Origin of the sequence: Sinorhizobium numidicum, assembly GCF_029892045.1 — a bacterium.
Classification (GTDB): Bacteria; Pseudomonadota; Alphaproteobacteria; order Rhizobiales; family Rhizobiaceae; genus Sinorhizobium; species Sinorhizobium numidicum.
Genome location: NZ_CP120368.1, coordinates 1,631,282 through 1,651,574, shown reverse-complemented (window position 1 = coordinate 1,651,574; position 20,293 = coordinate 1,631,282). Strand labels below are relative to the sequence as shown.

Here is a 20,293-nt window from a genome sequence, read left to right as displayed (position 1 = left end):
GTCATCGGGGAACGCTGCTAAAGTTGCGCTTGGAGCATACCACTACGTGCCGTTGCACCAAAGGACAATATTATAGACGCTAGCTTATCACTAAGCTTCGTCCATGGTGAGTGTCGGTCGGGCATGAGAAAGCCGAGGATAAGACTGCGAACTGCTTCGGCGGTTTCGAGACATGCAATGGCCGGCGCATTCACGACGCCTGATCCTAAGCGTGGCGACAAGGCAAAGCCGCCAATCATGTTGCCGTTGATGACATGGTCGTACCGGCCGCCGGCGACGTTTGCGCCCTGACCGGTCAGAATCCGATAGTGATAGCCGAAATAGCGGCCAAGCGACGATCGAAATTTCAACGCCCTGATTAACTCAGGTCGCGCCGGACCTTTCGTCAATGGAGCGATCGTCATGCCGTATCAGCAGTTGAGAATGCGCGATAGACTTGAACTGTTCGGCAGGTTCCGACGATTGCAAAGAATTTAACCCGCAGAGGGCGAACTGTATGGCCAGCGGATAATCGAGCCCGCCACGGCCATCGGCTGAGCCCGGAACGAACGACGTTCTCGGGCCCGCATAGAACGTCAAATGTGGCGCCAGCTCGACATTCAGCCGCCTCGACCGGCCATGAGAGCGTTGGGTCGCCCCACGGCATCAAGCTTCGGGTCGTGTCGAGGATCGGCCGTCACTGGGTGAGGCTGTCACGTGCAAGACGCGCTGGGAACGCCCCTTCGATACGCCGGTCTACGAGCGGTCGCCTGGACATGAGCCATTTGACGATGGAAGCGAGAATGACGACGGCGAGATCGTGTTGGGCGGACCAGCGAGGTTCAGAGAGGCTTCACACCGCCGATTAGCTTGCCGGCGCCTTTCCCGTCGATGCTCGCTCGACCAAATGACAGGCGAGTTCCACCCGGCGCGGCGGCATGGGCAGGCCGGAAAGATTGTCGCGCAGGAGGTCGAGCGCGATCGAACCGATCTCGCACATCGGAATGTGCATCGTCGTCAGCGGAGGATTGAGGAAAGCCGCCTGCGGCAGGTCGTCCATACCCATCACCGAGACATCGCCAGGTATCGAAAAGCCCATTTGTCGAATGCCGATCATCGCGCCCACGGCGAGGCTGTCGCCGGCAGCCAGCACGGCCGTGAAATCCAGCCCGCGGGCCGAAATCCGTTGGGCAACAGCATGCATCGCAAGCTCCGGGTAGCCAGTCGTCGACGGGGACGACCAGATCATCCGTTGCCGGCAGTCCTTTCGCCAGCAGTGCATCGCGCCAGCCTTCGAAGCGCCGCTCGATGGTTCTGCGGCCAGGCCGCATGAGAAAGAGGATGCGGCTATGGCCGAGATCGATGAGGCGATCGGTTGCCAGCCGTGCGCTCGAGCGGTTGCAAGGGGTTACGCTCGATAGCCTCATGAACGGGTCGTCACCATTGAGCAGTACCACTGGCTTGTCGAAGTCCCGCGTCGCGGCAAGCATCCCCTCGTCATCAATGGTGCAGCCGAGAGCTTTACCAACTCTTTGGCAAGAAAATCGTCGATGCGTGCCATGCCAGGCGTGACGAGGTCGTCGATCCGGTCATCGATTTCGTGGATCTGCTAACGCCGGAAAATATAGCAGGCCGGCTGAAGGCGCTTGTGAGGCCTGCGACGCCGTCGCGGTGATCGCCGCAGATCATCCCGTCATCGCGCAGGCCATCCGCGAGTTGCACGACAAGCGCAAACCGGTCACCGCCTATATTACCGATCAATCCGCGCGGGAAAGAGCCGCCTACGTTGGAGCCGATAATTGGAAGATGGGGCGAACGGCGGCGTGGCTTATCGGGCACATGACTCACGGGCCAGGGCGTATTGCTGTATTCATTGGTAACCACCGCTATCAATGTCAGGACGTGGCCGATGCAAGCTTCCGCTCCTACATACGCGAACACGCGCCGCATCTGACCATTGACGACAGTCGCCCCACCCATGAGAAATCGAACGAGGCATACCGGATGGTCAAGGAGTTGTTGACGACTACGGATGATCTCGCCGGCATCCTGATTGTCGGGGGCGGCATCTCCAGGGTCTTACGAGCACTCAGAGAGGGCCCCGAGGATCGGCGCAAAAATATCCGTCTGGTATGCCGGGATATCGGCCCGGAGACACGAAAAGGTCTGTCCGAGGGGCTGATTACAGCGGCCCTTTGTCATCCCTTGAAAAAGACTTCCGCTACCTTGGTGCAGACGATGATCGAGACGATCAATCCGGGCGTACCGGGCAGCACAATCCACCGCACCGTCGCTTTTGATATCGTGACGCCGGAGAATATGTGAGATGCGCCGCAGAATGCACCTAACTCATACTGTCACGGACCTACCGACCGAGGAGAACTCCAGCGGGCAGCGCCCACACATTTCCCATGCATCGACGCCAGTGTGGGCGCTTTACGTCGCGCATGTGTCGGATTCGGATATTCGCGTTGAAAAACGCCGCCGAATGCCTGGTTTTTGGCGCATAGCGGCCGATTCGCTCGTTCGCCTCGAACTTCCGCTTAGCCCCCACTGCAGTCCTTCCCGCGCACACCTCAACGGTTCAAACTCCACTCGGAGAAGCCGAAGAATCCGATAGCCTGCGCGTCCGGAAAGACGCCAGGCAAAGTGGGTCTCCAAGTACGCCCGCAATCAATAGTAGGGCGAGACGCACGCCCGTCGCGGACCGTAAAAGGGCTGGAACGTGTTGTCGTAAGCCCTGTAGGACCGGTAGCGTGCATAGCACCAGCGCGTATGTGTGTTGGCGCCGTAATAGACCTGGCGGTAATAGCGCGGCGCGTAGTAGCGCGGACGGTAATAAGTCGCCCCGTAGTAGCCCTGATCGTAGTAGCCCTGATCGTAGTAGCTGGGGCCATAATACCTCGGCTGCGCCAGCAATCCGCCGATGATTGCGCCGGTCGCGAGCCCGCCGAGTGCCCAAGCCCAATCGTCGTCACCATTGTGGTGTCTATGCCCGCGGTAGCCTCGATAGCCGCCCCGGTATCCACGGTCGTAGCCGCCGCGGTAACGCCTGTACTGGACCGGCTGCGCCTCTGGGACTTCGATCTTCGGCACGGCAACGGTGGGAAACGCCACGGCCGGCGGGACGCTCGTCAGCGCCGTCACCAGCGACAGGGTAACGATTGCTAACCTTTTCATTGGCTTCACCTTTCCTCTACAGCGCCCCGCGTCGAATACGGCGCGCAAGGACGCTGCAGCCTTTAATGCGCTGCCTAATTTTACCCTAAAATCGATTTTGATTTGAGGGATTATGCATCAGCAGGAAAGCGTTCGTTCAAAACTGGCCCGTTCGCGGTGTCGCATCGCCCCGCGCGAAAAACACGATCTTCGGCGACGCGTGGGCGATCACCGACCTGCGTCGCGGCGGCAACGACCAGCTCGACGGCGGCACAGGGAACGACACGCTCTATGGTGATGCCTTCTCGATTGATGTTCCCGACTTCTTTGCCGTCGCCGGCGGGGATGACCGCCTCGACGGCGGCAAAGGGAACGATACGTTGTACGGCGATAGCTTCGAGTCCATCAGCGGACGCGGCGGCAACGACTGGCTCGACGGCGGCGCCGGAGACGATATCCTCGTCGGCGACGCTTTCATCTTCGGCGACTTTGTGGTTGGCGGGGACGACCGGCTCGAGGGCGGACAGGGTAAGGACAGGCTCTACGGCGACGGCCTCACCGAGGGCGTCCTAGACTCGGGCACTGGCGGCAACGACCAGCTCTATGGCGGCTCGGGCAATGACTTCCTCGTCGGCGATGTGCTTTCCGCACGCTTCGGCAGTGGCGGCAACGACCTGCTCGACGGTGGCTCGGGCGATGATCTCCTATACGGCGATGCAGAGTCTGGCGTGGAGACCGCGGGTGGAGACGACGTGGTGATTGGCGGCCGCGGCAACGATCAGCTCTGGGGCGATGGTGGGCTTACCTCGTCTTTCGTGGTGCAAACGGGTGCCGACCGGTTCCTGTTTGCCCAGCACAGTGGGCGGGACGACATTTTCGACTTCGAGATCGACAAGGATGTCATCCAGGTCTCGCTCGACTACGGCTACAGCAACTTCGCCGACTTGCTGCCTAACATCAGCGACGATGCCAACGGGAACGCCGTCGTGCATCTGAATGGCACGGTCGACCAAGTCACCCTGCTTCGCGTCCAGACGGCCGATCTCAGCGCTGCCAACTTCGTCTTCTCGAATGCAGACCTGGAGATTGTCTGACGAAGGTCGTGAAACGCTTCCACGTCAGCGCCGACGCTGCCTTGAGCGGCTCGCACTCTTGGCGCGTAGCGCGCGTCCGAGCGGCAGCTTTGAGTCTACCTGCGATGCGATCTAGGCGCCAGGGCGAACCGCCGCACAACCAAGGCAGCAACCACCATCTCGAACAGCTCGGGAAGCTAGCCAAGCTTGTGCCTTAACCTGAAAAGTTACATCGTAGTGATGCGGCCCTTCGGGTTGTGATTTGGCAGGATTGGCTTGTCTAGCGGCCTCCAGGGCAGGAGGGAGGATGCTATGACCATTTCCCGACGTGATTTGCTGACCTATTCTTCCGTGGGAGCGGTCGGCATGTTGCTAGCTTTGCCGACTGCACGCGAGGCTATAGCAAAAGCACCCCTCAGCGGCGTTCAGGTTCCCGGAGTATATCGCTTCAAAATTGGTTCATTTGAGATCACTGTCGTTAGCGACGGCACCATCAGCTTTCCGCCCGAAGTTCTTTGGCCAGAGGCGAGTAAGGGTGAGCGGGATGCTGTGTTCGGCAGTGATTTCACCTCAACCGGGACGGTTGTCCTTCAAACCAACGTGCTTGTCGTCAACACCGGGAATCGTCTTATTCTCATCGATGCAGGGTCGCGCGGGAAGTTCATGCCTACGGCGGGCAAATTCCTTTCAAATCTCGCAGTCGCGGGAGTTAAGCCGGAGCAGGTTGATACTGTCCTCGTCACGCATGCTCACCCGGACCATCTGTGGGGTGTCACCGATGCCGCGGATAAAGAGCGGACCTTCGTGAACGCCGAATACGTGTTTTGCGAGGACGAACTGAATTTCTGGCGCATGCCAAACCATCCGTTCGAAACAGACGCCAACTGGAGCTTCGTTTGGCGCCGCAACACGTACAACTTCGAAGCAATCGATGATCGCATCCGCACCATAAAGGCGGGCGGCGAGGTCACCCCTGGTATCATGACAATGAGCACGCCCGGCCATACTCCAGGCCACGTTTCGATTCGCATAGCGTCGGAAGGGGAAGAACTCGTCTGCACCGGCGACGTGGTCGGAAATCGCGCTGTCGGATTTCAGCATCCTGACTGGCGTGGTGGCTTCGATCTCGACCTCGATCAGGGCGTTAAGACTCGCCGGTCGTTCCTCGATAGTGCCGCTTCGAAAAAGGTTCTCGTCGCAAGCTATCATCTCCCGTTCCCGGGCTTGGGCCACGTCGCCCGAGAAGGGACGGCCTACCGCTGGATTCAAGCCGATTGGATGTGGGATTTGTAGCGCGCCCTCGCCCGTCTGGAGCGCGATCTGGGCATTGCCGTCGAGACGCTCGCTGTCTTCGTTCGCTTCTGGCTGACCACCAATCCGCCGCTGCCCGAACCGGCGCAGGCCGCTGCGCCAGCCAAGGGCGGCGAGCGCTACGACGGCCTAGGGCGGCGACGAAAGCGCCGTCTCGCCAAAAGGCCCAAGCTGAGGCAGGAAATATCAGAGGACGTCGAGGCCCTTCCGACAAAGTCCCGGCACAAGCTTATAAGCAAGTCGGCTTCCGACCTTCGCAGACATTTGCATAGAGGCGCACCGGTCACATGGCGAGCCTGCAAGTCGCAGCACAGAATCCTATCGGCAAGCACCCATGATCCGCCTGAAATCGCCGTTCAGGATGGCGTCCGAAACCGGGTGGAGACCTGTCTCGCTTACGGCACCCCGCTCGTAACGGATATGCTGATTACCAACAACACCGAGCTTCGGAAGGCGGCGTTCGGGGTCGAGGGAGACCACCTTGACGACGCCGAACAGCACTTCAGGGTCCAGGTCACCGACCTGAAGCTCAAACAGACCATTGGGCGGGAGCTCGCGGTCGACGCAGCGCTGCGGTTTTCCATCCACGCTAAAGAGCGCGATCAGGGCAATCAGCTTCTCGCCGGTTGGGTTCATCACATGGATACGCGTCCGGCCTTCGCGCAAATCATAGGTGCCGACGAGATAGGACGCCACAGCAGTGCCGGCGCCTTTGCCGGGCTCACCCAGATCGCCGTCGGGCGTCGGCTCGACCTCAGCAAGGGTCACGAACCGGCTGGCCTCGCGCGGCGCCAGCTCGCCCCGTCCGTTGCTTCCCGTTGAACGGAACAGGAATTCATAGACGCCGGCCTTGCCTGTGTCGGTAACGCTGTTCGTCCAGACCGCATCGCCGGCGACTGTGTCGCCGTGGGTCCCATCATCGAAGAGCACCACGGTGTGAGTGGCATGGTCCGGGCCGGTCACGCGGACGTTCACCTGGCCCTCTGGCATCGGCCAGTGGCGATCGCTCAGCCGCGCCTCGAGTCGCACCGACACCCCGGGCAGGAAGCGGTCGGGCCGGGTGCTCACCGCAAGGCGGTAGTTCGACGACACCGCCGCGGCGAATCCGATCGGGATCAGTCCGCGGTTGGGGTCGATGAAGCTCGAATGCGTAAAGCGCGATTCGCCGAGCGCCTGCTTCACGCTCCTGGGGTTCCACTTGCCGTTGGGAGTAAGCCGGAGGACCCAGTCACCCACATAGCTGCCCGCCTGAGAAACATCCGGGAACACGATGCGGTAGATGCGATAGGTACCGCGCCGCGATTCCTGGATCGGGATGCCGCCGATAGTGACGCCGGGTACGATGACAGCGCCGGTGGGGCTGAGGAGTTCGAGATCGTAGAAACTCCTGAGCGCGGGATCATCGATCACCAGGAAGTTGGCGTTCCGGTCCGACGAGATGATCCGTGCGGTGTCGACGATGATCGGATCCGGCGAGCGCAGGTCGACCACATGGGTCGGATCGACCACCAGATCCATGCCCGTCGCGTTCGAGAAGATCTTGAAATAGAAGCTTTCCAGTTCGAACAGGCTTTCGCCGGTCAACGAGTCGGAGACCTGGTGATAGCCCTCGGTCCCCATGTTGGTGATGCTTTGCAGCTTGCCGGCCTCGATGTTCGAGCCGAGGCCGACGCTGTAGATTTGAAGATTGGGATTGGCCGCCTGGATCGGACCGATGACATCAAGAATGTAGGGGCTCACATTTTCGATGCCGTCGGTCAGCACCACCATCGCCTGCTTGCGGTCGGTCAGCGGGCCGCCCATCGCCGCGGCGGCGTTCTGCATTGCGCCGCCGATACCCGTACTTCCGGCGGGGCGCAGCCGCGCCGTGTCGGTGAGTGCCGCTGCGCTCAGCTCGGACGCCGCGACGTCGCCGCTCGTGGCGGCGGTAACGAAGTCGAGCGCAAGATACTGGCTGTTCTGGTGGTTATACTTCCAGAAGCCAAGTTTGTCGCCGAAGCCGGTGCCGCCGATGTCCGGACGCTGCAGGTCGGTATAAAGCATCGCTGCGTCGCGCAATGCCTCGATCTTGATCCGGTCGCCGGCGGGATCACTCATGCTGCCGCTGCGGTCGAGAACCAGCATCGAGTCGAGCGGTATGGGGGTGACGCCCTCGCCAACAAGCGTGATCGGCACGGTCGCCGCTGCCGGATCATTGCTTGTCACCTGCATCTGGATCAGATGATTGCCGATCCCCTGCGGCTCGTAGGTTTGGCGCAGGATCAGCGGCGGATCGCCCGGCGCGATGGTGGTCGGTGGCGCCTCGTCAATCTCGGACCAATGGGCCAGGCCGGGATCGCCCGGCGACGTGGTGAGGTCGACCGATACGGTGAGAGGCGCTGTGCCGTCGTTGTGCAGGACGATGGCCTTGCTGAAGGCAAAGCCGAGCTCTACTTCGCCGTAGTCGAGCACCACCTCGGAAACGCGAAGCATTGGCAGCGCCGGGGCACCGGGCGGAACGTCATTTGTCAGCATTGCGTCGTCGATGACGACGCGGCCGCGGCTCGAACCCCAGCTTGGTCCTACATTGAGTCGGACGGCGACGATGTTCGACAAGTCGAGGTTGCTGCCATTGTTCAGAAAATCGGTGAGGCGTATCCGCACCGTTTCCACCTCGTTGTGCCAGCCGCCCGATCGGGCATAGGGTTGCTCGAGCCCGCCGCCATAAGCGCCGATATTGATCGAGCTCGTGTTGCCGGAGAGGTCGCGCAATGTCACCGTGAAGGTCAGATCGTTCGTGTCGGCTAGTGTGTTGGGGTGCTGCGTCCCTTGCGCACCGCGGAACGACAGGAAAGTGTGCGCAGTAAAGTCGCGCCGCCCTGCTGCCACCTCCCACTCGTAAAACCGGTCCTGGTCGGTCCAGTCGAAGATCACGCCACGGCTGTCGTCGGTATCATGCGCCTGCGTCGCGCCGTTGAAGGGATCGGAGGTCGTCCAGCTGAAGGAGCTGTCGTTGTCGTCGAGCCGGTCCTCGGTCAGGTTCTGGACGTCGTAGAGCACCTGGGCGCCCGAGCTGCTGATGCCGTCGCTTGGTTGTGACTGGTAGTCGTCGATGACGAAGTTCCCGAGCGTAGACGCGTTGCGGTATTCGTGGGTAACGACCACGCAGGGGTTGCTTGTCGTCACGCCGATCGGCCGGAAACGCTCGTACTGGCGGGTCAGGAAATCAAGTGCGGGCACGTTGCCTTCGACATAGTGCTTGATCAGCGGTAGGAAGTGACCGAGCTGGATGTCGTGGGTCAGATCGTTCGGCGGGCCGATGGCGCATGGCCCTGTGAATGCTGCGCTCGCGCTTTCTTGATCGTGAAACCAGCCGTGCCCGGTGCCTTGCACCACGGTCGACTGGCGGTAGCCTGTGGCGCGGTCATGGATATGGAATGTCTGACAAAGAGGACACCCGGCAGAGCCGTTAACATCCGAATCGCCCGCGGCAGTCCAGAGGTGGTAGTTCGCATCGTGCGGATTGGCGATGCCGAGCGACGGCGCGTTCGAAGGCAGGGACGAGGCCGAACCGGTGCCGTAAAAATCCGTGGGCAGCATCGAGCTGATCAGCTTGATTGCCGAGCGCGTGAAGTTCGATGGGGTATAGGAGCCGTTCACCAGACGGTCATAGGCGATCGCCACGCCCTCGCCGCCGCGGCTATGGCCGATCCAGACGATCCGGCTGGTGTCGATGTGGCCGACAAGGTCTCCGCTGGCGATCGCACCCGAGCCTGCGAGGTCGATGAATGCGTCGGTGTGGCCGAGCGTCGTGACCGCAGCCGACTGCGTGCCGGGCTCGGTGTTGTTGTCATGGCTCATCACCACATAGCCGTAAGAGGCCATGTGAAAGCCGATGTGGTCGTACCAGCGAAAGTCATGGCCGTTGCCGCGGCTGATGATGATTAGCGGTAGCTGACCGAGCGAACCGATGTTTTCGGGATAGTAGAGGTCCTGCGCGAGCTTATTGCTCGGGATGCCATAGGTCGAGCCGGTGGTGGAATCGATTGAGTATTGGAGCTCTGTCACTGCGAGAGGGCCGGCTTCGGTTGTGTCGTGCACCACGTAGAGCCCCGCCTCGTCGTCCAGCCCGTCAATGAAATCGGCGGTGCTCAACATCCCGTTCTGGTCGCAGTCGAGTACCACGTCGTAACCGACGCCGAGCCCTGTGCCCGCATCGGCATTGAGATCGCCTGCCGAGGCGACCTGGACGGTATTGGCCTGGATCGTTCCGGCCGAGAATGCCTTGGCCTGCGCGCCGCCCGGCGTCACATCGATCAAGGTCGCGTTCGAAGCCCATTGGCTGGCCGTCTTGGCGGCGGTCACGTAGACATCGCAGGTTTGCCCCGCGATCGATGGAAAGCGCGTCGTATCGATTGCGACGGATACCGGCGCGTTCTGATTAAACGCGCGCACATACTCGAAACGCGGAAATTCCGTTAGTGGATTTCCGGCCAGCTCAGTAGCGGTCTGAGCCCAGACACACGCTGCTTGCAGCGCCGTCAACACGCCCGATATGCAAACAAAGGCTCCCCGGAAGGGTGACATCAAAGCGTCCTTCGGAAATACGTGTTCGAAATTTCACGCCTGGTGTCTCAATGCGCAGCGGTTTCGGAGTAACGACATGCAACAAAAGCGAAATCTAAAGCGCCTCGAATGAATCCGATTGAACGCGAGACGTTTTAGGGGCGGCGATCCTTTTGGGGCGCAGAAACGACCGGCAGCCGCCAACTCTCGGCCAAGTCCCTCTCCTGGGGCGCATATTGCAGCACAAGATCAGCGACATGCGTGCGTAATAGCTCGGCTAGATCATTGGCGACCAGCGGCTCGGCCCTGACGCGTTCGACCACTTCCCTCGCGAAAGGCCGGATCTCTGCGCGCTCGGCGAGCAGGCGCTCATTGCGGATGGTCTCGGCCGTCACGCTCTCCGGAAGCCCCGGCGCGCCGAACCAGAGCGGCGCTACAGAAAGGTCAATGTCGCCAGGGATGATGCCAATGACCACGCCGGAGCCGGAGCCTCGATTGAGTCGCTGCACGGTGCGATCCCCGGCATATAGGATCGGCTCGGGCGCATTGCGCGGCACGACGATATCCGGGTCGACCTTGATGACGACCAGCGTGCCGGAGCGTACGGTTCTTGCTTCGGCGCTCCAGTCGAATTCGAAGCCTTCCTCGAGTTCGAAGCGGTGCACGGCGAGCAATTCCTCAACCCGGATCGGCCAGTCAGCGGCCTCGCGCGACTCTTGGGCACGAGCCGTCAATGCCACGACGATCAGCAGCCAGGTAAGGACAAGCCTAAGCTTCATTGGAGCAATCATCCAATCGTCGGTCAAATGCGTCCGGCCGAAAAGAATAACATTAAATTGATCTCAACGTCCTACAGGCACTCGCAAAAACCTGCCAGAACGCGATCCGCAACGCAGTTACTTCTGAAACAGCTCTCAGCCACACACTTTCAAGTTCATGAACGTGGCTGCCAGATGAGCCGGCCCCTTGAATTGAAACGGACCCGCTTGCAAGTGTCCCAAAAACCTGGGGCTAACTTATTCTCGGACGTCTAGCTGAGATATAGTTGGATTCTACAACGCCCACTTGCAAACGGTGCCGCTTAGTGGAGAGGTTTCATTGGCCTCCGTTTATACAACCATTCTCTGAAATTCCATAGTTGCAAAGACGAGCTGTTACAGTTTTTGATCAACAGATTGGCCCAACGGGCGTCGCGTAGTTCCTACGGAGCATTTTTGACCGCCCCCAATTACCGGTCCCCGCGCCTACCTGCGCGTCAAGGTTATTCCTTTTATTCCAGCGGGTTAGGCCCTTCAAATGGCGTCATGCGCAACCACCCGTCCGGCGATCCGACACCGTCGCGTGCGGATATTGAAATGACCAAGCTGATTGCCGAAGCCGCGAAGCCGCTCGGGATTACCGTCCATGACCATATCATCATCGGCAAGGACGGGCACGCGAGCCTCAAGGGACTTCGATTGTTCTAGAGCATCCCGCTTTCAAGCTTGGAAGCGGACAAGATGCTCTAGAATCTAGAGTGCTAGAGCGTCCTTTGTGCGTTCACTTGAACGCACGGCGCTCTAGCCGGACGGCGGGCGAAAACCCCCGCGCATTTCGCTCTGATCACAGCCATCTCGCGCGCCGGAAGAGCCGGTAGAGCGTCGCGCAGAGTGCGAAGATCACGGCCAGGACGACAAAATAGCCGTAGCGGAATCTGAGTTCGGGCATGGCATCGAAGTTCATGCCATAAATACCGGCGATCGCCGTCGGTACGGCCAGAATGGCTGCCCATGAGGCAAGCTTGCGCGAGATTTCCGTTTGCTCCGACTGGCCGATCATCAGGCTCGCCTCGAACGTGAAGGCAAGCACCTCTCGTAGGGCGTCAATGTCCTCCTGAACCCGCCGGACATGATCGGTGACATCACGAAACAGAGGCTGCATTGCCGCGTCCATTCCCGGAAGTTCGAGATGCTCGTGCCGGCGGCACACATCCACCAGGGGCACCACCGCGTTGCGCAGGCGAAGCAGGTTGCGACGCAGCTTGTAAAGCCGCTCGATGTCGGCCTTGTCCAGCCGGCCGCGCAGCAGGCGGTCCTCCAGCTTTTCGACCTCACCGTGGATCGTTTCGACCACCGGCATGTAGTTGTCGACGATGAAATCGAGAATGGAATAGAGAATGTAGTTCTCACCGTGGGCGAGCGCCGCGGGAGAAGATTCGCATCGCTGCCTCACCGCCATATAGGACGTGGACGCTCCGTGGCGCACAGAAACGATATAGCCGCGCCCGACGAAAAGATGCGTCTCGCCGAACGCGATCTCGTCACCCATCATGTGGGCGGTCCGGGCCACGGCGAAGATCGCATCCCCGTAGATTTCCAGCTTCGGCCGCTGATGCGCCTTTCCGGCATCCTCAATCGCCAGGTCATGCAGATTGAACTCGGCCTGCACCTGGCGCAGCAGCATCTCATCCGGCTCGTGCAGACCGATCCAGACGACGACATTCTCCCGGTTTCTCCATTGACTGGCTTCTTCGATCTGAATGTCGCGAAGACGCTGGCCATTCTGATAGACGGCGGCCGCCACGACGCCGGGCCGGTTGCTATGCATTTCTTCCGGCGGAAGCGCTTGACCTCGGTCATCAGCGGTGGGCCGCGAGCTTGCGCCAGATTCGTTCATCCAACCCAATCCATTCGAGCGCTCCATTAACCTCTTCGCCGCGGGCTGGAATCAGCATCCCTAGCCCGCTCCAGAATAACCACATTTCGCAACGGACGCATCCACGACAGATCATTGCGTATTGCACTTCATCAAATCATGCGGTTGACGGTATAGATGGAGTCGCGCGAAATTTGCCGCATTGCACAACGGTCCACTCTGGCCTCACGGGAAGCGTTCATGAATCAGTTCGATCTCATTGTCGTCGGTAGCGGTCCCGCAGGGCGCAGGGGCGCGATCCAGGCCGCAAAGCTCGGCAAGAAGGTTCTTGTCATCGAGCAGGGCAAGCGTGTCGGCGGCGTTTCCGTTCATACCGGAACCATTCCGTCGAAGACCCTTCGGGAGACGGCGCTGAACCTGTCCGGCTGGCGCGAGCGCGGTTTTTACGGTCGCGCCTACCGGGTGAAGCAAGAAATTAGCGCCGAAGACCTGCGCCGGCGTCTCCTCATCACGCTCGACCACGAGGTTGAGGTTCTCGAACATCAGTTTGCGCGAAATCGGGTGCAGCACATTCGCGGCAAGGCGAGTTTCGTAAGCCCGACCACGCTCGATGTCATCATGGACGATGGTGAAAGCATCCTTGTCTCCGGCACGAGCGTTTTGCTCGCTGTTGGAACGAAACCGTTCCGTCCGGACTACATACCCTTCGACGGGAAGACCGTCGTCGACAGCGATGAGCTTCTGGACATAGAAGAACTACCGCGTTCGCTTGTGGTGATCGGCGCCGGCGTGGTTGGCATCGAATACGCTACGATCTTTAGTGCGCTCGACACACAGGTGACAGTGATCGACCCGAAATCGACGATGCTCGATTTCATCGACAGGGAAATCGTCGAAGACTTCACCTATCAGTTGCGTGACCGCAACATGAAGCTCAATCTCGGCCAGAAGGCGGAGAAGGTGGAGCGGCTGGATGACGGCAAAGTGCAGCTGACGCTGAACAATGGCCGCAAGATATCGACCGAAATGGTTCTGTTCGCAGCCGGCCGCATAGGCGCGACCGACGCCCTCAACCTGCCCGCAGCCGGTCTCGAAGCCGACAGCCGCGGACGGCTCAAGGTGAATCCGGAAACGTTCCAGACCTCGGTTCCGAACATTTATGCGGCCGGCGACGTCGTGGGCTTTCCAAGCCTCGCTTCGACATCGATGGAACAGGGGCGCGTCGCCGCACGCGTCGCCGTCGGCGCAATCGCCAAGGAACCACAGAAGTACTTTCCCTACGGGATCTATGCAGTGCCCGAGATCTCCACCTGCGGGCTTTCGGAAGAAGAGGTCAAGGAACGCGGCATTCCCTACGAATGCGGCATCGCAAGGTTCCGCGAAACATCGCGCGGACACATCATGGGCCTCGACTCCGGCCTCTTAAAAATGATCTTTTCGCTAAAGACTCGGCGTCTGCTCGGGGTGCACATCATCGGCGAAGGCGCAACAGAACTCGTGCACATCGGCCAGGCAGTTCTCAACCTCAAGGGCACGGTCGAATATTTCGTCGAAAATACCTTCAACTATCCAACGCTTGCCGAGGCCTACAAGATTGCCGGGCTCGATGCTTGGAACCGGATGGGCGAGATAAAGTCAACGGTCTGAATGCGCGCAACACTGGCAGGCACCTAAGCGCCGATCCCGAATCAGGTAGCCGCGCCTGCCGAGTGCGTCGGTAAATAGGTGATGAAGATGCGGATCGTATCCCTCAATGCCCGGGGGGCGGCAAGTTCCTTGAGCCGTTGATGACGTATCTTGCCCATGTCGACGTAGATGTCCTATGCCTGCAGGAGGTCGTGCGCTCTCCCGGCGTTTCGCCAGACTGGCTCGTCGTCTCACGCGCGTATACCGACACACGCACCTCGCACTATGGCAAGTACGGTCGTTTTGCCGACTACATGTTGGTGACGAAGGATGTCGACATCATCCGCTTCGAGGATCGCGCGCTGTTGCTCGACCTTCCGTAGACGACATCGGAACCCGAAACGGAAAAGGCCCCGCCACGCGGCAGGGCCTCCCAATTTCCAAAGAGCAGATCCGATTACTCGGCGCTCTCGTCGGCGGCCTTCTTCTTGGCCGGTGCCTTCTTCTTCGGCGCGGCAGCTTCTTCGCCTTCGCCGGCTTCAGACTTGGTAGCAGCTTTCTTTTTGGCAGGCGTCTTCTTGGAAGCCGGCTTGCTGTCGGCCTCCTCGTCGTCAGCCATCAGTTCTTCCTTGGAAACCGTCTTGTCGGTTACCGAGACTTCCGACAGCAGGTGATCGACGACCTTCTCTTCGAAGAGCGGTGCGCGCAGCGAAGCGGCAGCACCCGGCGTCTTCTTGAAGTATTCGAGGATCTCTTTTTCCTGGCCCGGGAACTGACGTAGCTGCTCGAACAGCGAACGCTGCATTTCCTCGTCGCTGACCTGAACGCCGGCCTTTTCGCCGATTTCGGAAAGAACGAGGCCGAGGCGGACGCGGCGCTCGGCGAGCTTACGGTACTCGGCGCGCGCTTCCTCTTCGGTGGTGTCTTCGTCAGCGAAGGTCTTGCCGGCCTGCTGCAGGTCGGTGTTGATCTGCCGCCAGATGTTTTCGAACTCGGCGTCGACGAGACGTTCGGGGGTCTCGAATTGGTAGAGCTCGTCGAGCTGGTCGAGAATCTGGCGCTTGACCTTCTGGCGGGTCACCGAGCCGTATTGGCTTTCGATCTGACCGCGAACGATTTCCTTCAGCTTTTCAGCCGATTCGAGCCCGAGCTTGGTCGCCAGCTCGTCGTTGATCTCGATGGGGGCGGCAGCAGCAACATCCTTTACGGTGATGTCGAAGGTCGCTTCCTTGCCGGCGAGATTGGCAGCCGGGTAATCAGTCGGGAAAGTTACGGTGATCGACTTCTCGTCGCCCGCCTTCACGCCGACGAGCTGCTCTTCGAAGCCCGGGATGAAACGGTTGGAGCCAAGCACCAGTTCGGCGTCCTCATCCTTGCCGCCGTCGAAGGCGACGCCGTCAACCTTACCGAGGTAGTCGATGGTGACGCGGTCGCCGTTGGCGGCCTTGCCCTTCTTCGATTCGTAGGTGCGGGCGCTCTCGGCGATGCGGAGGATCTGCTCGTTGACTTCGTCCTCGCCGATATCGACGACTTCGCGGGTTACCTTGATGCCGCTCACATCCTTGAGCTCGATCGCCGGAATGATTTCGTAGGCAACCGTGAACTCCAGATCGGCTTCGGCATTGAGGATCTTGTTGGCCTCGGCCTCGTCCTCGGTCATCGCAACTTCCGGCTGGGTTGCCGACTTCTCGCCGCGCTCCGTCAGGATCTCGGTCGGTTTGTCACGAACGATCTCGTTGACGAGATCGGCCATGATTGACTTGCCGTATACCTTCTTCAGATGCGCAACCGGCACCTTGCCCGGGCGGAAGCCGTTGATGCGGACGCGGTCCTTCACTTCGGCCAGACGCTCGTTCATCCGAGCTTCCATGTCCTTGGCCGGAATGACGACCTTGAGTTCGCGCTTCAGCCCTTGAGCGAGCGTTTCGATAACCTGCATGTTCAAACCTTCATTTCACGTTGACAGTGCTCTTCCCTCGAAAGGCTTGGCGAGCACGTGAGCCGATCCATCTGCCGGGAGTGGCTTTACGCAAATCCGTGACCGTTTTGCAAGCAAAATGGCACTCCACCGCCCTCATCGTCGTCGAATACCGACAACGTGGCTGCTATATTGTCCTGGTGCGGGTAGAGAGACTTGAACTCCCACGCCTTGCGGCACCAGAACCTAAATCTGGCGTGTCTACCAATTTCACCATACCCGCGTTCAGACAATCGCACCGCCCAATCGCATTACCGCAACACCAACCAGCGGGAACGCCGCGGATATTCTGGACGTGCGAAGGGTTTAGGGCATCCCGAGCGCGGCGTCTCTATATCACTCGTTTTCGCGGGATCAAAGGGAAAATGCATGACGCTGCGCACCCGCCGCCATCACTGCCCAGGCCCGATATCGACCAGTCGACGCAGGGATTCTATTCGCGGATACAGGCAAGAAAATGATGCCGCTCCTATTCAATCGCGAGGGGCGGCTTCAATAAAGCGGCTCCTCATAGATTGGCGTCCCATTCATCAAAACACGCCTAATCTGGCCGCGCCCAGCGGAGTCGATGCGAACGTTGATGGCGAACCCCTGATTGGAACGCGCAGCTTCGAGCGCCCGCCCTTCCCCTTCGGGAACATAGTAACGCTCTATGCCGTAGTCCGGGCGCAGGGCTTCCATCGGCATGCCGGGCAGCGGGTAATAAGAGAATGGAAGCGATCGGATGACCACACTGTCGGCGGTCGGGGTCAGCGGATTGAAAGAAGCCTCCGCCGGCGCCCAGAAGCCGTCCGCCTGCTCCCTGAGCCGCACGAAAAGTACGGCGTCAGTGCCCTCTTGGGGAAAGCCGCCCACGACGAGATCCGCCGGAATTCGGGAAATCTCATAGCTCAGGATGATATAATCACCGCGCAACAGGTCGCGCGGATCAACAGGCGCAATCTTCAAGAGGACATCCTTGCCGTTGCGCAGAATAGAAGCTCGACTTTCGATCATGTAGCCAAGCACTGCGGTTTGCAGCACGGCGACCGCAAGCGCGGCAACGAAAGGGCGAATCCGGCGACGGGACGGCGAAGTGTCGGTCATGACGAAGCTCCCTCCGGCGGCGCTCGCCTCAATCGACCTTCAAGACGGATGACGAGCCAGGCGACAAGTGCGACGACCACGCCGGCTACCAGGAAGAAACCCGAGGTGCCGAGGATCGAACCAAGGGTCGCGAATGCCAGATACAACGTCTCCCCGGCAAAAGCGACATAGCCCAGATAGCGAACCGCGCCGTTGCGGGCGCCGCCGAGGCCAATTCCCAGCAGAGCGACGGCCAGCAGAGCAGCGCCGACGGCGATCTCACCCCATAGGCTCATCAGTTCGGTCTGTAGCGCGACCAACCCAAGGATCGCGACAGCGAAGGAATAGAACGAGGGCGCGGATCCGGCCTCGGAGGCCAATCGGTACAGCGGCGATTGCGGCAGCGACGCCAGCAGGAAGCCGGCAAGGCCGCCGACGAATAGAAGGGCGGCGAACCAAATTTCGTCAGTTGAGGCATAAAGAGCGCCTAACCAGGCAACACAGAGAAGATAAGCCAGATGGCGGACGCGTCCGGCCTCGGTATAGCGGACGAGCACGATCACGATCGCGGCCAATATCGGCACAAGCCATATGTGGATGCCGGTGGTCGGCACGAGGCCGCCCCCTGTCATCAGCAGGGTGACGAGAAAGGCCCAAGCAAGGGCCGCAGCGACAGCAGTGACGGCCGGCGAAGCAAAAACGGCGGCGGAAAAACACGCTCCGGTAAACCAGACGAGCATGGCGTCCGCCGCATCGCCGGAGAGGTGATACATCTGGCCGACGAGCGCTATTCCGGCGCCGAAGGACATCGTACCGAGAACGAGCAAAGCGGCAGCCGGCGCCCGTGCGCCGCGCCCGAGGAGATAGGCACCCAGGAAATGGCTAGTCCATATCAACAGGGCTATGCCCGCGACGCGCACAAGCCGAGGCAATAGTTCCCAGTTTGCCGCAACCAGAAGTAAAACGGCTGCCGAAACCAGCAACGCAGCCAAAACGAGAAGCACGCGGCCGACATTGAACGCGGAATTGCGCGAGTCGTATTCCGACAGTATGGCCCTCGCGGATGGCTCCGGCAGCAAGCCGAGATCCACCCAGCGCTTCAGGTCCCGTTCCAAGCGTCCGCGATACATGCCATCTCCTGATCTCGGCGGGACTGCATTATTCTTTAAATCGGAATCGAGTTAAGGAACTTATGCGAATTCAAAGTGCTACAGCGACTTTGCGCATCCGAATAGACGCGGGGCTACGCTGAGACACTCAGACTTTTCGGTCCGCACAACAAATCATGGATCGGCCCGAAAAAACAACAGAAAGCTAGCGCGGATAATCCGGTCAACTCCGCGAATTTCAGCGGCGGCTGTCCGTTCACCCGGCAGCCGGATTTGGAATTGCGTAACGCGCATATCTTCCATGTTAATATTGCACTGCACAAATCGATTTAAGACCACTATATTGAAACCATCGAAAGGCTACAGGAGGCGACGAACCGAATGGAAGCCGGCGGGACTGGTCGCCCGCTCCCGGAAGTCCGGAAAGACCCGAGCTTGAGCTCGTCGGAATTCGGAGTAGCGCACTCCTCCTCCCAGCGCTGTTCCGATATGGTTGGCAACACTCCTCCTCCCGGTTGCCAATCGCTTTTGTGACGCCCGCTGGATCTCCTCCCCCAGCGGGCGTTATTCTTTTCCAAGCTTCTTGAGGCATCTGGCAAGCTCCGCAGCGCGAAGAGCCAATTTGCACAATATTGAAGCACTTTCCCCACTTCGGCTGGAAAGCCATGCACATTTCGCATAGGTGCCATTCAGCATACGCCCTACACAATTCAGGGGTTTGTACCTATCTTCAATTCATCGATCGGGAAGCGCACTCCTCCTCCCAGCGCTCCCGATACGGATTGGCGACACTCCTCCTCCCGGTTGCCAATCAGAACAAGCAACGCCCGCTGGATCTCCTCCCCCAGCGGGCGTTGTTTTTTGCGCCTCCTCCGCCGTTGCTTGCGGCCCCGACCGGCGTGACCGGACGGGGAGGACAATGAGGGGTTAAAGACGAGTTAACGCCCATGGCGAGGATTGCAGGAACTGCATGGGTGCGATGCAGCATCGTCTCTGTAATTACCGGTCAAATCGATTATATTCCAGACCATGAGATGACGGCCAGCAAGAGAGACAAGCGCTGGCAAACGACCCTAGGAAAGGATTAGGATCATGAACCTCGCACGCTCTTTCAACAACTGGCGCAAGTACCGTCAGACCTGCAACGAACTCGGCCGCATGAGCGACCGTGAACTGAATGACCTCGGCATCGGCCGTGGCGACATTCCCTACGTTGCTCGCCAGGCGGTCAAGTAAGTAAAAGTTTCGCAATTAGCGACCCTAGAAAACGCCTACCGGATTCCCTCCGGTGGGCGTTTTTCTTTGCCGGAATGTTCCCCGCTGCAATGCGTCTTCGCACCTGCGAAACTGCTTTCCGGCGCACCGGCGATTATCAGATGAGATGCATCGCCAGCTTTATTCCTCGGCGCGCACGAGGCAGCGATCCAAATGGTGAAAAACGGCGGACATACATGCGCTTAGCGGAGCAGCTCGCAATTTTAATCAAATCTCAACGCCTGGCGCATTTTCGGGCTTGCCGATTTTGTGCCCACGAATTTGGCGATGCAGTGCACAAATGCATAGCAGATGCATCTACTTTGCACTCCATGTCCTAGTTAGACAAGCGTATAAGAACCTCAACGACGCAGACAAATCACTGTCGCGACTAATCGATCTTGAGGAAAAGACCATGAACCCGATTCGTATTGCAAAAAGCTGGATCAACTATCGCCGCACCGTTAGTGAGCTCGGCAGCCTGTCGAACCACGCTCTCAATGATATCGGCATCACCCGCTATGATATCCGCAACATTGCGGCCCGTTCCTTCCGCTAAT

14 protein-coding genes, 1 tRNA gene and 5 pseudogenes are annotated in these 20,293 nt (G+C 59.7%); 10 read left to right on the top strand and 10 right to left on the bottom strand.

Annotated features, from left to right (window positions below; genetic code table 11):
- Positions 1-17: 17 nt before the first annotated feature.
- Complete coding sequence (locus tag PYH37_RS32460) at positions 18-404, bottom strand: DUF2950 family protein (protein WP_425336099.1); 387 nt, start codon at positions 402-404, stop codon at positions 18-20.
- 440 nt (positions 405-844) lie between these two features.
- Positions 845-1,469: pseudogene (locus tag PYH37_RS19055) on the bottom strand (LacI family DNA-binding transcriptional regulator).
- Between the two features lie 11 nt (positions 1,470-1,480).
- Between PYH37_RS19055 and PYH37_RS19050 the strand changes: the two are divergent.
- Positions 1,481-2,304, top strand: a pseudogene (locus PYH37_RS19050) (substrate-binding domain-containing protein); the annotation flags it as partial.
- A gap of 348 nt (positions 2,305-2,652) precedes the next feature.
- Here PYH37_RS19050 and PYH37_RS19045 read toward each other — a convergent pair.
- Positions 2,653-3,159: a BA14K family protein gene (locus PYH37_RS19045; RefSeq protein ID WP_280733005.1), complete on the bottom strand. Its 507-nt coding sequence runs from the start codon at positions 3,157-3,159 to the stop codon at positions 2,653-2,655.
- A 116-nt stretch (positions 3,160-3,275) separates the two neighbouring features.
- On the opposite strand from PYH37_RS19045, the pseudogene PYH37_RS32240 reads away from it, so the two are divergent.
- The 4 genes and pseudogenes from PYH37_RS32240 to PYH37_RS19025 all read left to right on the top strand — a co-directional run.
- Positions 3,276-3,440, top strand: a pseudogene (locus PYH37_RS32240) (hypothetical protein); the annotation flags it as partial.
- A gap of 78 nt (positions 3,441-3,518) precedes the next feature.
- Complete coding sequence (locus PYH37_RS19035) at positions 3,519-4,232, top strand: calcium-binding protein (RefSeq protein WP_280736705.1); 714 nt, start codon at positions 3,519-3,521, stop codon at positions 4,230-4,232.
- 291 nt (positions 4,233-4,523) lie between these two features.
- Complete coding sequence (locus PYH37_RS19030; RefSeq protein ID WP_280733004.1) at positions 4,524-5,504, top strand: MBL fold metallo-hydrolase; 981 nt, start codon at positions 4,524-4,526, stop codon at positions 5,502-5,504.
- Positions 5,505-5,720: pseudogene (locus PYH37_RS19025) on the top strand (CopG family transcriptional regulator); the annotation flags it as partial.
- Between the two features lie 120 nt (positions 5,721-5,840).
- Here the strand turns inward: PYH37_RS19025 and PYH37_RS19020 are convergent.
- Positions 5,841-10,049: a choice-of-anchor X domain-containing protein gene (locus PYH37_RS19020; protein WP_280733003.1), complete on the bottom strand. Its 4,209-nt coding sequence runs from the start codon at positions 10,047-10,049 to the stop codon at positions 5,841-5,843.
- A gap of 173 nt (positions 10,050-10,222) precedes the next feature.
- On the bottom strand, positions 10,223-10,846 hold the full coding sequence (locus PYH37_RS19015) for a hypothetical protein (RefSeq protein WP_280733002.1): 624 nt from the start codon (positions 10,844-10,846) through the stop codon (positions 10,223-10,225).
- 528 nt (positions 10,847-11,374) lie between these two features.
- Between PYH37_RS19015 and PYH37_RS19010 the strand changes: the two are divergent.
- A pseudogene (locus PYH37_RS19010) lies at positions 11,375-11,533 on the top strand (JAB domain-containing protein); the annotation flags it as partial.
- Positions 11,534-11,669: 136 nt separating this feature from the next.
- On the opposite strand, the gene PYH37_RS19005 reads toward PYH37_RS19010, so the two are convergent.
- Positions 11,670-12,653, bottom strand: a complete 984-nt coding sequence (locus PYH37_RS19005; RefSeq protein ID WP_280733001.1) for a magnesium and cobalt transport protein CorA — start codon at positions 12,651-12,653, stop codon at positions 11,670-11,672.
- A gap of 288 nt (positions 12,654-12,941) precedes the next feature.
- On the opposite strand from PYH37_RS19005, the gene sthA reads away from it, so the two are divergent.
- Positions 12,942-14,348: a Si-specific NAD(P)(+) transhydrogenase gene (sthA, locus tag PYH37_RS19000; RefSeq protein ID WP_280733000.1), complete on the top strand. Its 1,407-nt coding sequence runs from the start codon at positions 12,942-12,944 to the stop codon at positions 14,346-14,348.
- Between the two features lie 140 nt (positions 14,349-14,488).
- A complete protein-coding gene (locus PYH37_RS18995) occupies positions 14,489-14,710 on the top strand; it encodes a hypothetical protein (RefSeq protein WP_280732999.1) in 222 nt (73 codons plus the stop codon).
- A gap of 74 nt (positions 14,711-14,784) precedes the next feature.
- Here PYH37_RS18995 and tig read toward each other — a convergent pair whose 3' ends face one another.
- The 4 genes from tig to PYH37_RS18975 all read right to left on the bottom strand — a co-directional run bounded on the left by tig (position 14,785) and on the right by PYH37_RS18975 (position 18,500).
- The gene (gene tig / locus PYH37_RS18990; RefSeq protein ID WP_280732998.1) at positions 14,785-16,266 is read right to left on the bottom strand and encodes a trigger factor; all 1,482 of its coding nucleotides are present in this window, start codon (positions 16,264-16,266) and stop codon (positions 14,785-14,787) included.
- Positions 16,267-16,443: 177 nt separating this feature from the next.
- Positions 16,444-16,528: transfer RNA gene (locus PYH37_RS18985), tRNA-Leu, on the bottom strand.
- Between the two features lie 269 nt (positions 16,529-16,797).
- Complete coding sequence (locus PYH37_RS18980; RefSeq protein ID WP_280732997.1) at positions 16,798-17,391, bottom strand: GDYXXLXY domain-containing protein; 594 nt, start codon at positions 17,389-17,391, stop codon at positions 16,798-16,800.
- Entirely contained in the window at positions 17,388-18,500 is a 1,113-nt protein-coding gene (locus PYH37_RS18975) for a DUF2157 domain-containing protein (protein WP_280732996.1), read from the bottom strand. Before PYH37_RS18975 ends, PYH37_RS18980 begins: the two co-directional genes overlap by 4 nt.
- Before the next feature lie 1,071 nt (positions 18,501-19,571).
- Here PYH37_RS18975 and PYH37_RS18970 point away from each other — a divergent pair.
- Both PYH37_RS18970 and PYH37_RS32455 read left to right on the top strand, forming a co-directional pair.
- On the top strand, positions 19,572-19,715 hold the full coding sequence (locus tag PYH37_RS18970; RefSeq protein WP_280732995.1) for a DUF1127 domain-containing protein: 144 nt from the start codon (positions 19,572-19,574) through the stop codon (positions 19,713-19,715).
- A 433-nt stretch (positions 19,716-20,148) separates the two neighbouring features.
- The gene (locus PYH37_RS32455; protein WP_425336098.1) at positions 20,149-20,292 is read left to right on the top strand and encodes a DUF1127 domain-containing protein; all 144 of its coding nucleotides are present in this window, start codon (positions 20,149-20,151) and stop codon (positions 20,290-20,292) included.
- Position 20,293 lies beyond the last annotated feature (1 nt).

Coding starts and splice junctions, on each gene's coding strand:
- PYH37_RS32460 (WP_425336099.1), bottom strand. CDS start 404: ATGACGATCGCTCCATTGACGAAAGGTCCGGCGCGACCTGAGTTAATC.
- PYH37_RS19045 (WP_280733005.1), bottom strand. CDS start 3,159: ATGAAAAGGTTAGCAATCGTTACCCTGTCGCTGGTGACGGCGCTGACG.
- PYH37_RS19030 (WP_280733004.1), top strand. CDS start 4,524: ATGACCATTTCCCGACGTGATTTGCTGACCTATTCTTCCGTGGGAGCG.
- PYH37_RS19015 (WP_280733002.1), bottom strand. CDS start 10,846: ATGAAGCTTAGGCTTGTCCTTACCTGGCTGCTGATCGTCGTGGCATTG.
- PYH37_RS19005 (WP_280733001.1), bottom strand. CDS start 12,653: ATGCATAGCAACCGGCCCGGCGTCGTGGCGGCCGCCGTCTATCAGAAT.
- sthA (WP_280733000.1), top strand. CDS start 12,942: ATGAATCAGTTCGATCTCATTGTCGTCGGTAGCGGTCCCGCAGGGCGC.
- PYH37_RS18995 (WP_280732999.1), top strand. CDS start 14,489: ATGACGTATCTTGCCCATGTCGACGTAGATGTCCTATGCCTGCAGGAG.
- tig (WP_280732998.1), bottom strand. CDS start 16,266: ATGCAGGTTATCGAAACGCTCGCTCAAGGGCTGAAGCGCGAACTCAAG.
- PYH37_RS18980 (WP_280732997.1), bottom strand. CDS start 17,391: ATGACCGACACTTCGCCGTCCCGTCGCCGGATTCGCCCTTTCGTTGCC.
- PYH37_RS18975 (WP_280732996.1), bottom strand. CDS start 18,500: ATGTATCGCGGACGCTTGGAACGGGACCTGAAGCGCTGGGTGGATCTC.
- PYH37_RS18970 (WP_280732995.1), top strand. CDS start 19,572: ATGAACCTCGCACGCTCTTTCAACAACTGGCGCAAGTACCGTCAGACC.
- PYH37_RS32455 (WP_425336098.1), top strand. CDS start 20,149: ATGAACCCGATTCGTATTGCAAAAAGCTGGATCAACTATCGCCGCACC.